This window comes from Methylobacterium phyllostachyos (assembly GCF_900103445.1).
GTDB classification, from domain to species: domain Bacteria; phylum Pseudomonadota; class Alphaproteobacteria; order Rhizobiales; family Beijerinckiaceae; genus Methylobacterium; species Methylobacterium phyllostachyos.
This window is the reverse complement of the sequence record NZ_FNHS01000009.1, coordinates 146,720-160,405: the sequence shown is the minus strand read 5'-3', so window position 1 is coordinate 160,405 and position 13,686 is coordinate 146,720. Positions and strand designations below refer to the sequence as shown.

General features: G+C 70.8%; 13 protein-coding genes. All 13 read right to left on the bottom strand.

Annotated elements, in window-relative coordinates:
- Positions 1 to 14 precede the first annotated feature (14 nt).
- Positions 15 to 521 carry a cytochrome c-type biogenesis protein gene (locus BLQ49_RS16015; RefSeq protein WP_244507622.1) on the bottom strand — a complete coding sequence of 169 codons (507 nt, stop codon included), beginning with the start codon at positions 519 to 521 and terminating at the stop codon, positions 15 to 17.
- A 17-nt stretch (positions 522 to 538) separates the two neighbouring features.
- Positions 539 to 2,539 carry a heme lyase CcmF/NrfE family subunit gene (locus BLQ49_RS16010; protein ID WP_091717333.1) on the bottom strand — a complete coding sequence of 667 codons (2,001 nt, stop codon included), beginning with the start codon at positions 2,537 to 2,539 and terminating at the stop codon, positions 539 to 541.
- Between the two features lie 10 nt (positions 2,540 to 2,549).
- Positions 2,550 to 3,056: a cytochrome c maturation protein CcmE gene (ccmE, locus tag BLQ49_RS16005; RefSeq protein ID WP_091717331.1), complete on the bottom strand. Its 507-nt coding sequence runs from the start codon at positions 3,054 to 3,056 to the stop codon at positions 2,550 to 2,552.
- 154 nt (positions 3,057 to 3,210) lie between these two features.
- The gene (ccmI, locus tag BLQ49_RS16000; protein ID WP_091717329.1) at positions 3,211 to 4,698 is read right to left on the bottom strand and encodes a c-type cytochrome biogenesis protein CcmI; all 1,488 of its coding nucleotides are present in this window, start codon (positions 4,696 to 4,698) and stop codon (positions 3,211 to 3,213) included.
- 183 nt (positions 4,699 to 4,881) lie between these two features.
- On the bottom strand, positions 4,882 to 6,300 hold the full coding sequence (locus BLQ49_RS15995; RefSeq protein ID WP_091717327.1) for an ATP-binding protein: 1,419 nt from the start codon (positions 6,298 to 6,300) through the stop codon (positions 4,882 to 4,884).
- 15 nt (positions 6,301 to 6,315) lie between these two features.
- Positions 6,316 to 7,470, bottom strand: a complete 1,155-nt coding sequence (locus BLQ49_RS15990) for a 2-methylaconitate cis-trans isomerase PrpF family protein (RefSeq protein ID WP_091717326.1) — start codon at positions 7,468 to 7,470, stop codon at positions 6,316 to 6,318.
- Between the two features lie 2 nt (positions 7,471 to 7,472).
- Positions 7,473 to 8,150: a response regulator transcription factor gene (locus BLQ49_RS15985; protein ID WP_091717324.1), complete on the bottom strand. Its 678-nt coding sequence runs from the start codon at positions 8,148 to 8,150 to the stop codon at positions 7,473 to 7,475.
- 35 nt (positions 8,151 to 8,185) lie between these two features.
- Positions 8,186 to 8,557, bottom strand: a complete 372-nt coding sequence (locus tag BLQ49_RS15980; RefSeq protein WP_091717322.1) for a PepSY domain-containing protein — start codon at positions 8,555 to 8,557, stop codon at positions 8,186 to 8,188.
- 313 nt (positions 8,558 to 8,870) lie between these two features.
- Entirely contained in the window at positions 8,871 to 10,394 is a 1,524-nt protein-coding gene (locus tag BLQ49_RS15975; protein WP_091717320.1) for a serine protease, read from the bottom strand.
- A gap of 182 nt (positions 10,395 to 10,576) precedes the next feature.
- Positions 10,577 to 10,915 (bottom strand): hypothetical protein, encoded by a 339-nt coding sequence (locus BLQ49_RS15970; protein ID WP_091717317.1) that lies wholly within the window; start codon positions 10,913 to 10,915, stop codon positions 10,577 to 10,579.
- Between the two features lie 83 nt (positions 10,916 to 10,998).
- Complete coding sequence (locus BLQ49_RS15965) at positions 10,999 to 11,409, bottom strand: 3TM-type holin (protein ID WP_091717315.1); 411 nt, start codon at positions 11,407 to 11,409, stop codon at positions 10,999 to 11,001.
- Between the two features lie 2 nt (positions 11,410 to 11,411).
- Positions 11,412 to 12,065, bottom strand: a complete 654-nt coding sequence (locus BLQ49_RS29730) for a glycoside hydrolase family 19 protein (protein WP_091717313.1) — start codon at positions 12,063 to 12,065, stop codon at positions 11,412 to 11,414.
- A gap of 148 nt (positions 12,066 to 12,213) precedes the next feature.
- Complete coding sequence (locus BLQ49_RS30315; RefSeq protein ID WP_244507621.1) at positions 12,214 to 13,671, bottom strand: DUF2793 domain-containing protein; 1,458 nt, start codon at positions 13,669 to 13,671, stop codon at positions 12,214 to 12,216.
- Positions 13,672 to 13,686: the final 15 nt, after the last annotated feature.

Genomic DNA, 13,686 nt, shown 5'->3' with positions numbered 1-13,686 from the left:
GATCGCGCTTGATTCTACTCCCGTCGCAGGAGCGCGGCGACCTCGGCTTCTTCGGCGGCCGACAGGCCGCGCGTCGGGGCCGGCCGGCGACGGCGGGCGAGGCGCCAGATCCCGAACCCGCCGAGCAGGACCGCGAGCACCGGCGTCAACCAGAGCAGCAGCGTGTGCAGGGCGAAGACCGGGCGCAGGAGCACGAATTCGCCGTAGCGCGCGACCACGTAGGCGAGCACGGCGTTGTCGCTGTCCCCCTTCTCCAGACGCTCGCGGACGATCAGGCGGAGATCCTTGGCGAGCGGCGCATCGGAATCGTCGATCGACTGATTCTGGCAGACGAGGCAGCGCAGCTCGGCGGAGATCTCCCGGGCGCGGTGCTCGAGAACCGGATCCTTCAGCACCTCGTCGGGCTGGACAGCGTGGGCGGGGGCGATGAGGACGAGAGCGGCGATGAGCGCGGCGCCGAGTCGGGCGCGCGCCTTCCCTCCCCCCGCAGGGGGGGGAGGGAGAACCGCAGCGGGCTTCATATCCGTGACCGCGCCCATCACTCGGCCGGCACCGCATTCGGCAGAGGCCGGACCTTCGCCTTGGCGGGGGCGCCGACGCGCATCCTTCGATCCGTGAGCGAGAGCGCGCCCCCTGCCGCCATCACCACGGCACCGAGCCAGATCAGCAGCACGAGCGGCTTGTAGTACAGCCGCAGGCCGATGCTGCCGTCCTGGCCGATCTCGCCGAGGCTCGCATAGACCTGGCTCACCCCCACCGTCAGCAGGCCGGATTCCGTCACCGCCATCTTGCGGCTCGGATAGAAGCGCTTGCCGGTCTCCACCTGCCCGACCTCGTCGCCGGCGCGGGTCCGGATCGTCAGATAGGCGGCCGCCTCCTCGTAGTTCGGGCCCTTGCGGGGCGCGATCCGCTCCAGGGTCGCCGTGTAGGGCCCCGTCGTCAGGCTCTGGCTGGGCTTCAGCGTTGCCAACCCCTCGGCGGCCCAACCCTGCGCGGCGATGCCCAGCACAACCACGCCGACGCCGGCATGAGCGAGCGCCGTACCCCAGGCCGAGCGCGGCAGGCCGATGGCGCGGCGCCCGATCTGGCCGAGCGAACGGGTCCGGCTCGCCCCGTAGCCCCGGGCGCGGGAGACGATCTCCAGCGCGGAGCCGATCAGCAGGTAGACGCCGAGGCCGATCCCGACCGGCGCCATGACCGGGCCGCCCCAGGTCAGGGCGAGCACCCCGAATCCGACCACCAGGGCCAGGGCCAAGGCCGCGAACAGGCGCTGCGCGGCCGCGAGCACGTCGCCGCGCTTCCAGGCCAGGGCCTGCCCGGCGGGCACGATCAGCAGGAGCGGGATCGCCAGCGGCACGAAGGTGGAATTGAAGAAGGGCGGCCCGACCGTGATCTTCTCACCGGTCAGCATCTCGAGGAGCAGCGGGTAGAGGGTGCCAACCAGCACGGTGGCGCAGCCCGCGACCAGGAAGAGATTGTTGAGGACGAGGGAGCCTTCCCGGGAGATCGGTGCGAACAAGCCGCCCTGCCGCAGCAGCGGCGCCCGCCACGCGAACAGCGTCAGCGAGCCGCCGATGAACAGGATCAGGATCGCCAGGATGAAGACGCCGCGGGTCGGGTCGGTGGCGAAGGAATGCACCGAGGTGATGACCCCTGAGCGGACCAGGAAGGTGCCGATCAGCGAGAGCGAGAAGGTCAGGATGGCGAGCAGCACCGTCCAGACCTTCAGGGCGTCGCGCTTCTCCATCACCACGGTGGAGTGCAGCAGCGCCGTGCCGGCGATCCACGGCATCAGGGAGGCGTTCTCGACCGGGTCCCAGAACCACCAGCCGCCCCAGCCGAGCTCATAATAGGCCCAGTACGAGCCCATCGCGATGCCGAGCGTCAGGAAGCACCATGCGGTCAGCGTCCAGGGCCGCACCGCCCGCGCCCAGACGGCATCGATCCGCCCGTCGATCAGCGCGGCGACCGCGAAGGCGAAGCTGATCGAGAAGCCGACATAGCCGACATAGAGAAGCGGTGGATGGATCGCGAGGCCCGGATCCTGGAGCAGCGGGTTGAGGTCGTTGCCCTCCAGCGGCGCCGGGACGACACGGCTGAACGGGTTCGAGGTCGTGATGATGAACAGCACGAACACGAAGGTGATCAGCCCCTGCACGCCGAGCGTGTTGGCCCGCAGCCGCGGCGGCACCGAGTTCTTCGCGGCCGCCACGCAGGCGCCGAACAGGGTGAGGATCAGGACCCAGAGGAGCATCGAGCCCTCGTGGTTCCCCCAGACGCCGGAGATCTTGTAGATCAGCGGCTTCTGCGTATGCGAGTTCTCGACGACGTTCTGGACCGAGAAGTCCGATGTGACGTGCGCGTAGGTCAGCGCCGCGAAGGCGAACAGCACGCAGGCGAAGGCGCCCAGCGCCGCCTGCGAGGCGACTTGCCGGAGCGCCGGATCACCCGAGCGCGCCGCCCAGATCGGCATCACCATCTGGACGAGGGAGATCGCCAGCGCGAGCGCGAGGGCGAAGTGGCCGGTCTCGACGATCATGCGGGTTCCCTCACCGCTCGCTGCGGGGGCCGAGGGTCGAATCGGCCGACGCCGTGGCAGGCTTCGGCGCAGCCTTGTTCGGGCCGCCTTCCTGCCAGCGCCCCTGCGCCTTCAGCGCGTCGGCGACCTCGCGCGGCATGTAGGATTCGTCGTGCTTGGCCAGCACCGTGTCGGCGCGGAACTGCCCGCCCGGCTCCAGCACGCCCTCGGCGACGACGCCCTGCCCTTCCCGGAACAGGTCCGGCAGCAGGCCTTTGTAGTGCACCTCAACGGTGGCGTTCGTATCGGTGACGGCAAAGTTCACCGCCTGGTCCGGTCCGCGCTTAAGCGAACCGTCCTTTACCAGCCCGCCGAGCCGGAGGCGCGTGCCCGGCGTGATGGCCTGCAGGGCGATGTCGGAGGGCGAGCGGAAGAACACGATCGAGCCGCTCATGGCGAACAGGATCAGCCCGACGGCCAGCGCCAGCACGCTGCCGCAGGCGGCGATCAGGATCAGGCGGCGGCTCTTACGCGTCACGATACTTCCACCCCGCGATCCGGTGGGCGGTCACCCGCCCAGGCCCGAACCGTTCTCATTCTAGCTCATCAGGGTGTCGGCTTCACGAGAGCGCCGGTCAAGGGCGGGCGTCGGGACCGATTGTCATACGGCTGATCGCACGCGATCGTGACGATCACGGGTTGGTCTTGGCCGGCAAATCCAGCTCCCGGGCGAGCCCGTCGAGCCTCACCACCGCCTCACCGTTGGCCGCGAGCGCCATCCGGGCGCGGTCAAGGGCCTTGATCGCCTGATCGCGCTCGCCCAGCGCGCTGTAGGAGCGCACGAGGCGCATCCATTCATCCGGGGTGCCGCCCCGGGCGGCAAGACGCCGGTCCAGACCATCGACCATGCCGCGGATGGCGGCGTCGCGCTCGGCCTGCGGCATGGCGCGCACCGCTGCCATCGCAGCTTCGGTCTCGGCCCGGGCCGCCGGTCCCGCGGGGGTGGGCTCGGCGGGGCGCACCGGGCCGCCCTCGGCATCGAGGCCGACGGCGCGGGCGCCCTGCTCGACCTGGGCCAGACCCTGCGGATCGCCGGCAAGTGCGGTGCGGGCGCGGGCCAGGGCGGCGGCCGCCTGATCGTGCTCGCCCAGCACGGTGCGGGACCGGACGAGGCGCAACCACTCGTCGGGCGTGCCGCCGCCGGCCTTGAGCCGGGCATCGAGCCCGTCGACCATGCCGCGGATCGCCGCCTGCTGCGCGGCCGGGATTTTCGGCTCCGTCGGCGCCGGGGCCAGAGGCGCCGGCTCGCCCTTGAGGCGGGCGAGCGTCTGGCGGACCACGCCGAGCCAGGGGGCGTCCGGCGGGCTCGCGGCTTCGAGGGTCGTGAGCTGGCGGATCGCCTCGCCGGTGTCGCCGGCCTGCTCGGCAGCCCGGGCGAGGTAGAACCGGGGCTTCGGCGCGTTCGGTTCCTTGGCCTGCGCCTTCTCGAACAGCGCCTTGGCGTCGGGCGTTACCGTGCCGTCCGCGGCCGCCGTGAGGGCTTCACCCTGATCGGCGAGGAGGTCGGCGGTCTCACCCTTCAGCCGGGCGATGTTGCCGTAGGCGCGGGCCGCGTCGTCGAACCGGCCGGTGCGCATGTAGACCGGGGCGAGCACCGCCCAGCCGCGGGCATCGTTCGGGTCGCGGGCGAGGCGGGCCTCGATCTGGCCGACGGCTTTCATCAGCTCGTCGGCGCCGCCGCGGGCGGCCTGCCGGTCCGCATCGGTCTGGGCGGGCAATTCCGGCGAGCCGTAGAGCCCGTAGGCGATCAGCGCCACGAGCGGGATGGTGGAGACCGCGAAGGCCGAGGCCGCCCGGCGCCGACGCAGGCGCGGTTCCGCGGGACGTGCGGCCTCGGCGGCGCCCGCATCCTTCGCCTCAAGCTGCACGTCACGACTAGCCCTGAGCAGACGGCGGCCTGCCTCCGCGCGCGCGGCTTCGGCCTCCTCGGGGGCGATCAGGCCGCGCTCAAGATCGCGCGCGATCTCGGCGATCTGATCCTCGTAGAACGCCGTTTCGGTCGCGAGCGCTGTCGTCCCCGCCTCGCCGGTCGGCACGGCGGCGCGGCGCGAGAGCGGCCAGAGCAGGCCGAGGACGGCCGCCGCGGTCATGCCCGCCAGGATAAACCAGATCGCCGTCATGAACCTTCGCCAGCGGGCCGGACCAGCCGGCTCCTTTCCGCGCCATGTGGAGCCGACGGTGGGGCGCTACGACGCCCCCTGGCGGCGGCACGGTGTCACGCAACTGCCGCGCGAAGACAAGGGCGGCGACAAGGGGAGAGAACGGGCTTGGCCCGGGAGCACGATCCGCACGGCGAGGATCGATCAATGTGCCGCGACCCCCACCGGCGCGTCGCCCGGGACTTCCAGCACCGCCCGCAGGCCGCCCAAAGCCGCCTGCTCCAAGGTGAAGCGCCCCCGGTACAGGGCGGCGAGATCGGCGACGATCGACAGGCCGAGGCCGGAGCCGGGCTTCGATTCGTCGAGCCTGCGACCCCGCCCGAGCACGGCCTGGCGGGCCTCCGGCGGCAGGCCCGGACCGTCATCCTCGATGGCGACGACGAGATGTGGATAATCGGCCTTGGTCACCGCCTCGGCCCGGATCGCGACCCGGCCGTGGGCCCATTTCGAGGCGTTGTCGACGAGATTGCCGACCATCTCCTCGAAATCCTGGCGCTCGCCGCGGAAGCGCAGGCCGGGGGGCACGTGGACGTCGTAGGCGATGTCCTTGTCGCGGTAGATTTTTCCGAACGTCCGGACGAGGCCCGCCAGCGCCGGCTCGACCTCCGTCGAGGTGCCGAGCGTGCCGGCCAGCGCGGCCGCCCGCGCCCGGTCGAGGTGGTAGTTCACCTGATCGCGCATCACCGCGGCCTGCTCGCGGATCTTCTGGGCCAGTTCCTCCGGGGCGTCCGAGGCGCCGACCTCGTTGACGATGATCGAGAGCGGCGTCTTCAGGGCGTGGGCGAGGTTGCCGACCTGCGTACGGGCACGCTCCAGGATCTCGCGGTTGGTCTCGATCAGGAGGTTCACCTCGCCGGTGAGCGGGGCGATGTCGCGGGGATAGGTACCTGTGATGCGGTCGGCCTCGCCCCGGCGGACGGCGCCCAGAGCCGCGCGCATCTTCTTCAGGGGCGCGAGGCCGAACCGAATCTGCAGCAGGGTGGTGAGCGCCAGCGACAGGCCGAGCAGGCCGAACGTGATGGTCAGCGAATTGCGGAAGCGGTCGACGTCGTTGACGATCTCGTCCGCCGGCCCGGCGACCCGGACCGTGTAGCGGCCCTCCTCGCCGAGATCGACGTCGCGCTCCATGATGCGCAGCAGGCGGCCGTCCTGCGCCTTGCCGTAGCCCTGGCGGATCTGCCCGACACCGACCCTACCCTCCGAATCGGTGGCGGGTGGCAGCGGCACGCCCACGAGGGAGCGGGAGGTGCGCAGGTCCCGGGGCTTCGCATCGGGCTTGCCGACCTGCCAGTACCAGCCCGACAGGGGCAGATCGAAGCGCGGGTCGCCGAGCGAGAAGGTCCGGCTCTCGGGGTCGTTGGGCGAGACGAGATCGGTGGCGAGGTTGTTGGTGAAGACGAGCAGCCGGCTGTCGAAGGCGCGCTCGGTATTCTCCCGGTAGAGCGTCGTCAGGATCCAGGCGGCGATCAGCAGGATCGCGGAGCTCGACAGGAAGGCCGACACGGCGAGCCGCACCGCGATCGAGCGGCGGCGCAGGGAGAGGAGGCCGATCAGGTCGATCATCGCAGGGCCCAACGCTCAGACCGGCGGCGCGGCATCGTAGAACACGTCACCCCGCATCAGCGGCCGCGCGGTGCGGTAGAACGAGCCCCGCTGCGCCTGCCAGACACCGCCGTCGCGCGTCACGGCGGCGTCGGCGGTGAGGATGCCGGAGGGCATGCCGACCCGCAGCGCCGCGTCGGTCGCACGCGCGGCCTCGTGGACGAGGCTGCCTTCGATCCGGGCGGCGACCGCGAGGCACAGGGTGGCGGTGAGCGGCAGGGCCTGGTGCGGCACGCCGTTGGAGATCACCCGGGCGGTCAGGTCGATGGCGTCGGCCAGCACCGGTTCGCCGGAAAGGCTGCCGGCCTCTTGCGGCGGTGCCACGATCCCCACGAACGGCACGTGGACGATGCGCGCAGCGGCCTCAAGGTCGGGCGCGATCCCCATCGCCACGGAGGCAGCCCGGCGGATGCGCCCGAGCCGGTCGAGCAGGCCCGGCACCGCCTCCAGGGCGGCGGGCAGCTCGGTGCCGGCAAGCCCCAGATCGGCGGCGCGGACGAAGACGCAGGCATTGGCCGCGTCCACCAGCGAGGCCTCGATCGGGCCGAGGCCCGGCACGTCGAGGATCTCGCGAACGGCACCGGTGGGGAGGAGCCGGCCCGTTGTGGCGCCGCCGGGATCGATGAAGTCGAGCCGGATCGGCGCGCCGGTGCCGGCAACGCCCGGGATCGCGAGATCGCCGTGATAGACGGTGCGGCCGCCGGACACCGGAAAACGCGCCTCGATCAGCTTGCGCGTGTTGGTGTTGTAGATCCGAAGCCGCACCGACCCGTCCGGAGCCTCGATCAGCCCCTCGTCCACCGCGAAGGGGCCGACCGCCGAGAGCATGTTGCCGCAATTGCCCGACAGGTCGATCCGGCCTTCGCGGACCACCACCTGCACGAAGGTGTAGTCGATATCGGCGTCGGGCCGCTCCGAACGCGCGACGACGCAGATCTTCGACACCGAGGAGACGCCGCCGCCCATGCCGTTGAGCTGCCGCCCGAACGGGTCGGGGCTGTCCATGGCGGAGAGGAAGACCGGCTCCCAGGCGGCGAGATCGCCCGGCACATCCCGGCGGTGCAGCATCAGCGCCTTGCTGGTGCCGCCACGCATGAACACGGCCGGCAGCGTGCCGGGAACCGGCACCATGCTCACACCCGCGCCGGCGGCTGGTTGGGATCCACCAGATAGCCGAGGCCCCGCACCGTCTGGATCAGGTCCACGGCGAGCTTCTTGCGCAGGCGCCCGACGAACACCTCGATGGTGTTCGAGTCCCGGTCGAAATCCTGGTCGTAGAGGTGCTCGGTCAGTTCCGCCCGGGAGACCACCCGGCCGGTATGGTGCATGAGGTAGGAGAGCAGCCGGTATTCGTGGCTCGTCAGCTTCACCTGCGCACCGTCCACGAAGACCTTGCCGGAGCGCGTGTCGAGGGTCACGGGCCCGCAGGCGATCTGGCTGGAGGCATGGCCGGCGGCGCGGCGCAGCAGCGCGCGGACCCGGGCCATCAGCTCTTCCATGTGGAAGGGCTTGGTGACGTAATCATCCGCCCCGGCATCGAAGCCATCGACCTTGTCGGACCAGCGGTCCCGGGCGGTGAGGATGATCACCGGCGTCTTCACCCCGGCCCGGCGCCACTTCTGCAGCACCGTGACGCCGTCCGCCTTGGGCAGGCCCATGTCGAGGATGATGGCGTCGTAGGGCTCGCTCTCGCCGAGATAGCCGCCCTCCTCGCCGTCATAGGCCTTGTCGGCGACGTAGCCGGCCTCCTCCAGCGCGGCGACGACCTGCCGGTTGATGTCCTTGTCATCCTCGACGACGAGCAGACGCACGGCTCACTCCCCTCCGCGGTGGTTTCGGCGCCCGCTCAATACTGTCCGGCCACGCTGCCGGTGCGCGCGTCCACGATGACGTGCACGAAGTGACCGTCCCGACGCAAGGCGGTCAGCATGTAGACCAAGGTGTCCTCGTAACGGCAGAGGCTCGCCCGCTGAATTTCGGCCCGGGGGATCACGGTGCGAGCCGCGCGGATCGCCGCCACGGGCGGGATCACCCGGCGCTCGCCGACCTCCTCGCGCATGTCGGCCGGCGACAGGCAGGTCTCGATCCGCAGCGGCGCCTGCGCGGAGACCGCGCCCGTCTGGGGCGCCGGCCCGTCATCGGCCATGGAGCCGAGGCCGCCAGCGGCGAGGGCCGCGGCGGTCAGGCTGATGGCGACGAGGGCGATGGCGTAGCGCATTGGCGGGAGATGTGGGCCGAGGGCACTGAATGCGCCCTGAATACGTAGCCATTGCTGTCCCGCGTCGGGCCGGAGGAAGGTGGGTGATCGGCGTGCGGACGGCATCGTGCCGGCACTACGGCTGAGGCGGCACCCGGTTCCCGCGCGCGTTGCGCGGGCGCGGGAACGGCTCGTGCGCAGGGCCGCGGCGGGCGGGCGATAAGCGGCAAGCGCCGGACAAGGGAGGTCCGCCGTCAGTCGGACGGGACCACGGGCATGCCGACGATGGACGGCGCGGGCATCGTGCCGCAGTCGGATGCCCGCGACCCCGATCTCACTGGCAGGCCACGAGTCCGCTGACGGCCTTGGCGGCATCGGCCAGATCGGCCGGATCGAGCTTCGCCCCGGTGATCGCGCCGGGCGTCACCGCCACGCCGTTGCTCTCCAGGAACGAGGCCAGGATCGCGCCCTTGATGGCGAAGTTGATGTTCTGCGGGAAATCGCCGGAGGCGATCGCAACCTTCAGGACGTTGAGCTTCGATTGCACCACGCCGGCCACGTTGCCGAAATTGTCGAGCACCGGACCGCCGGAATTGCCGGACTGGACGGGTGCGGAGATCTGGTAAAACCGCGAATCGTCGTTCACGCCGGCCAGGGCGGTGACGTTGCCCAGGGTGAAGTTGCCTGTGTTGGCCAGCATGTCGAGGTGCGGGTAGCCGAACGTGGCGATCCCTTCGCCGAGCCGGGCGCCGAGCCGCAGCGGCGCGGACTTATGGCCCTCGGCGCCGGCGACCTGAAGCAGCGCCATGTCGTTTGCGGCATCCGTCGCCTTGACGCCCGCCTTCCGGATCTGACCGTCCGGTGTCTTCACGACCACATCCTTGCACGTCTCGATCACGTGGTTGTTCGTGATGAACCGGCCCTGCCCATCGACGAAGAACCCGCTTCCGGTCGAGATCCTGTCCTCCGGCTTGGCCTGCGCGACGGGCGGCGCGGCCGGGCTCGGTGCCGGGGCGAGGGCCTTCGGCGCCGGCGGGACGACGGCCGGATCCGGTCGGCTCACCGGCACGACGGCCGGTGCCGCGGCAACGGCGGGCGCTTCCTCCAGGAAGCCGGGCGGCTCCACGAACGGACGGCCGTTCATCACCGAACCGAGCGAGGCCGACATGAGGACGGCGATACGCTCGCCGTTCACGACGCCCTTCGCATTGTTCCAGAATGCCGCGAACCCGAGGATGCCGTCACCGTCCGCATGATACCGGACATACTCGTCGTCCCCGTCGCTCGTCGTCGCCGAGATGACGAACCAGCCATCCTTGATGACCGAATAGTGGATGAAGGTGCCGTTGCCGCGCATCTTCTCCAGAAGGCCGCCGTAGATCAGCTCCGGGGTCGTTGCGGGGAAATAGTTATAGGAGATCTGGAAGCGATCGTTGGCATCGCGATAGGTGAGGCCGTTCCTGTTGGGGTAGGGCCGAAGGCCCATGCCCTGCGGCATCCAGATCGGCCGGCCCCGCATCGGATGGCCGATCTGGCGGAAATTCCATAGGTTGAACATGGGGCGCGCTACGGTGAACAGCCTGTCCGACGTCACCTTGTCGAAGCGGCCCGACGGCGTCAGGCCGTTGGCGATCTGGAACTCGCGAATTGCATTGAAGGTGTGCAGGGTGAAGCGTTCGGTGGGCACGGCATTCTGGTAGCCGGCACCGATCAGCATCGTCTGCGCGATGACGCGCGCACGCAGATCCGAGATCGAATTGAAGGCCTCCTCGGCGGGATAGTAGGCCGGTGGCCGGGGCGCCGCGCCGGCCGGGGATGCCGACAGAGCCAAGGCCAGCAGGACCATTCCGCGCCGCATGACCGCACCCCCATCCCTGGATCGAGGGCCACATTCTCGCCACAAAATTTTAAGTTGCAACCGCTCAATTTGCGGAGATCTGCGGCGTGGTTACTCCCGCCGGACGCGCGTGATGCTCAAGGCGCTCCGGTATTGGCGCTCCGGTATTGAAGGGATGCGACCAGGGAATCGGGTCGTTGTCGTCAATGCGGCGCCAGCCCGACCCTGGCCAGCACGATCCCGCCGAACGCCAGCAGCGCCGCCGAGGCCAGCCCCCAGCCGATCCGGTAGAGCGACCTCACCTGCCCGTTGACCTCGGCCAGACCCCTGGCCGCCTCGGCCCTCGCCCCGTCCACCGCCTTGTCGATCCGCCGCTCGATCTCGTCCCGCGCCACGAAGGCCTCGATGTCCCGCCGGTAGGCCACGCCCTCCAGCTTCTCGTCCATCCGGTCGAGCTTGCCCCCGAGCGCGTCCATCTGACGGCCCGTGGCCTCGACCCGCTCGATCAGGCGCCCGATCCACTCAGGCAGCGTATCCGCCATGACCCGGCTCCTCCGTGCCGCCCGCGGAGCCTGCGCCCGTGGCATTGTCCCGTCGCTCATCCGCGCCTCCCCGGTTTCGCGGCTCACCCCTTCGGCCCGACCACCTGCGGCACGAGCTTGTCGACCGATCGGGCCAGCATGTAGGCGCCGATGCCGACCGTCAGCAGCGACCACAGCTCCGCCGGCACGCCCTTGAGCGCAGCCACCACTTCGACCTGCAATCCGAGCATCGGCGAGACCACGCCGACCCAAGTGATCATCGCCAGCGCCCACAGCACCGTAATCGGCCGGGCGTTGCGCGCGAGCGGGCTCTCCGAGCCGGCATCGGCCTTCATCACCTCGGCCATAGCGCGGCCGAGATCGCCCTGCTGGTCGATCAGGGCCTTCTGCAGGTCGAGCTGCACCTGCAGGCGCTGGCCCTCGTCGGGCAGCACACGCGCGAGGATCGGACTGAGCGCACCGAGCAAGGCCGGGAGGAGAGCGAGGAACCCCATGGTCAAACACCCTTCTGCATGTTGTGGCGGATCGTATTCCGGAGCCGCGGCCACCAAGCGGCCGGTTGCAGCCTCGGCGCGGCGGCCGGACGCGCGGCCTCCAGGCAGGCGAGGAAGGCCCGGTGGTAGCCGGCGATCCGCGCCCCGTTCTTCGTCCCGTCACCGTTGATGATGGCGCGCGCACCCTCCGGATCGTCGGACCGGGCGTTGAAGTACCGCCCGAGCGTGTGGCCGGGGCGGAACAGCCCGTCGCGGGCGCCGAGGATCAGGATCGCCGCGCTCGTGGCCGGCACGAGTGCCAGATCCGGATCATCGACGAGGTCGAGCCCGAGCAGCCGGCCGAAGGTCCGGTAGTTGTCGATCCACGTGACCTGGCTCGCGCCGCGGCCGTAATAGACCCGGCCGTTGACCGGCATGCCGTAAGCGTGGCCGCGGCCGCGGCCGTCCTCGCGAATCGACAGATCGAGCCGGCACTCGTGCCAGGCGGTCGCCAGCGTGTAGGCGACGTGGCGCGGGTCGGTCGGCCAGCCCAGCCGCTCCCAGGCGTCGAGGAGCGCGGTCAGCCCGTCGACCTCGACCTGCGGCAGGTGGGGCCCGCACGGGCCGGTGGCGCGGAGATGGGTGAAGAAGGTCGCCCGCACGAGCGGTGCAGTCATGGCATCCTCACGAAGGAAAGAGCGGTCGCGCAGGGTCGTCGGGGGTGGCCATATGCAGGCCGGGACGGAGGTGCGGGCGAAGGCCGAGCCGCGGGACCTCAGGAGGGCCCGTCGTGTCCGGCCGCTGTCGCCGTATCGTCCGATAGGGTTACAGCTCCGCGCTGGCGGTCCAGGCCACCGGGCAGTAGTCGCCGGCGGCCCCGGTCGCGCCGAACCAGAACCAGATATCCTCGGGCGTGCTCGCGATGGACGAGATCGTCCCGGTGAAGCTGCCGCTGCCGTCGATGGTGGCACCCAGGGTCGGAACGACACGCATCCGGGCGATCCGCACGGGCACGACGCCGCCGCTGAAGAAGCCGGACACGTTCGCCCGAAAGAGCATGAGCTTTCCGGTCTGATAGTAGCGCTGGCAGCGGCGCATCTCGTCATCCCGGCGCTCGAACGCGGTGGCCGTCCCGCCCGGTTCGAGCTGGGCGAGGCTCACCGTCCCCGCCGTGAACTCGACCACCGCGTTGGATCCGGCCGTCATCGTGCCGGCGGAGCCGGGGCCGGCATAGGCGGGCGGGCTGGACGCGCCGGGGGGATAGACCCGCCCGCCGGCCGTGCCGCGCCAGGACAGGGTATAGGCACCGCCCTCCGGCAGGGAGAGGCCGCCCTCGATCACCTGCACGAGCGATCCGGCGGTGATCGTCACGGTCACGTCGCCGTTGGTGGCGGTGGCGAACGACAGGGTGACGCCGTTCGCCCCCGCCTTCCACCGGTCCATGATGTAGGCATCGGCGGCGTAGCTCAGCGGCGCCCCCGACGCGTTGCGCTGGTTGGTCGCGAAGCTGCCGTTGATGAGGCGGTTGCGGAAGGCGAGGCCCCGGGCGGCGACGAAGGCCGTCGTGGCGAGCTGGGCGGAAGCGTCGCCGGGGGCGGGGGTCGGCGCCTTCGGGCTCGCCGCGAAGGCGACGACCCCCGTCGCGGCCGAGGCGGTGAGCGCCGTGGAGAAGGCCGCGCCGTCCGGGGACGTCTTGAGGACGACATCGTCGCCGCCGAGGGTGCCGAACAGCGCCCGGGCCGAGTAGCCGGTCTGGAACACGAAGCCGGCATCACGCGCGGCCGCCTTCTTGTTCACGCTCACCCGCATGTCGCCCGAGCCGGGCGTGACGTCGTCCCAGCTCAGGAGCGCGGCGTCCGCCTTCACGGCGAGACGGTTGGAGCCGTCCGCCTCCGTGTTGATCCCGAGGCGGCTCAAACTCTGGACCGCCGTGAGCGTGCGGCGGACACTCGTCCATGCGGCACCGTCGAAGATGTAGAGGTCGGCCTCGTCCACCACGTAGGCGAGCCAGCCGGCCCGCGGGACCGCGCCGATCCAAACCCCGTCGGCGTAGCGCACCACCTGGCCCGCGAGCCCGGCCCAGGCGCCCCCGGGGCTCGACGCCACAACGAGGTAACGGTCGCCCTCGGCGGGGCTCGGCGGCGGCGCGGTCAGATCCTTGTCGAGGCAGGCGAGCTGGACCAGCGTGTCGAGGAGGCCGAGCGCCTCGTTATGGGTGACGTGCTTCTGCGCTTGGCTCGCCGCGATCAGCGGCAGGCCGAGGTGGGGCGTCGAGTCGGACATGGGAGCTCCCGGGGG

Bases quoted from the DNA above. Each gene is read 5' to 3' on its own strand.
- BLQ49_RS16015 (WP_244507622.1), bottom strand. From the start codon at position 521: ATGAAGCCCGCTGCGGTTCTCCCTCCCCCCCCTGCGGGGGGAGGGAAG.
- BLQ49_RS16010 (WP_091717333.1), bottom strand. From the start codon at position 2,539: ATGATCGTCGAGACCGGCCACTTCGCCCTCGCGCTCGCGCTGGCGATC.
- ccmI (WP_091717329.1), bottom strand. From the start codon at position 4,698: ATGACGGCGATCTGGTTTATCCTGGCGGGCATGACCGCGGCGGCCGTC.
- BLQ49_RS15995 (WP_091717327.1), bottom strand. From the start codon at position 6,300: ATGATCGACCTGATCGGCCTCCTCTCCCTGCGCCGCCGCTCGATCGCG.
- BLQ49_RS15990 (WP_091717326.1), bottom strand. From the start codon at position 7,470: ATGGTGCCGGTTCCCGGCACGCTGCCGGCCGTGTTCATGCGTGGCGGC.
- BLQ49_RS15980 (WP_091717322.1), bottom strand. From the start codon at position 8,557: ATGCGCTACGCCATCGCCCTCGTCGCCATCAGCCTGACCGCCGCGGCC.
- BLQ49_RS15975 (WP_091717320.1), bottom strand. From the start codon at position 10,394: ATGCGGCGCGGAATGGTCCTGCTGGCCTTGGCTCTGTCGGCATCCCCG.
- BLQ49_RS15970 (WP_091717317.1), bottom strand. From the start codon at position 10,915: ATGGCGGATACGCTGCCTGAGTGGATCGGGCGCCTGATCGAGCGGGTC.
- BLQ49_RS15965 (WP_091717315.1), bottom strand. From the start codon at position 11,409: ATGGGGTTCCTCGCTCTCCTCCCGGCCTTGCTCGGTGCGCTCAGTCCG.
- BLQ49_RS29730 (WP_091717313.1), bottom strand. From the start codon at position 12,065: ATGACTGCACCGCTCGTGCGGGCGACCTTCTTCACCCATCTCCGCGCC.
- BLQ49_RS30315 (WP_244507621.1), bottom strand. From the start codon at position 13,671: ATGTCCGACTCGACGCCCCACCTCGGCCTGCCGCTGATCGCGGCGAGC.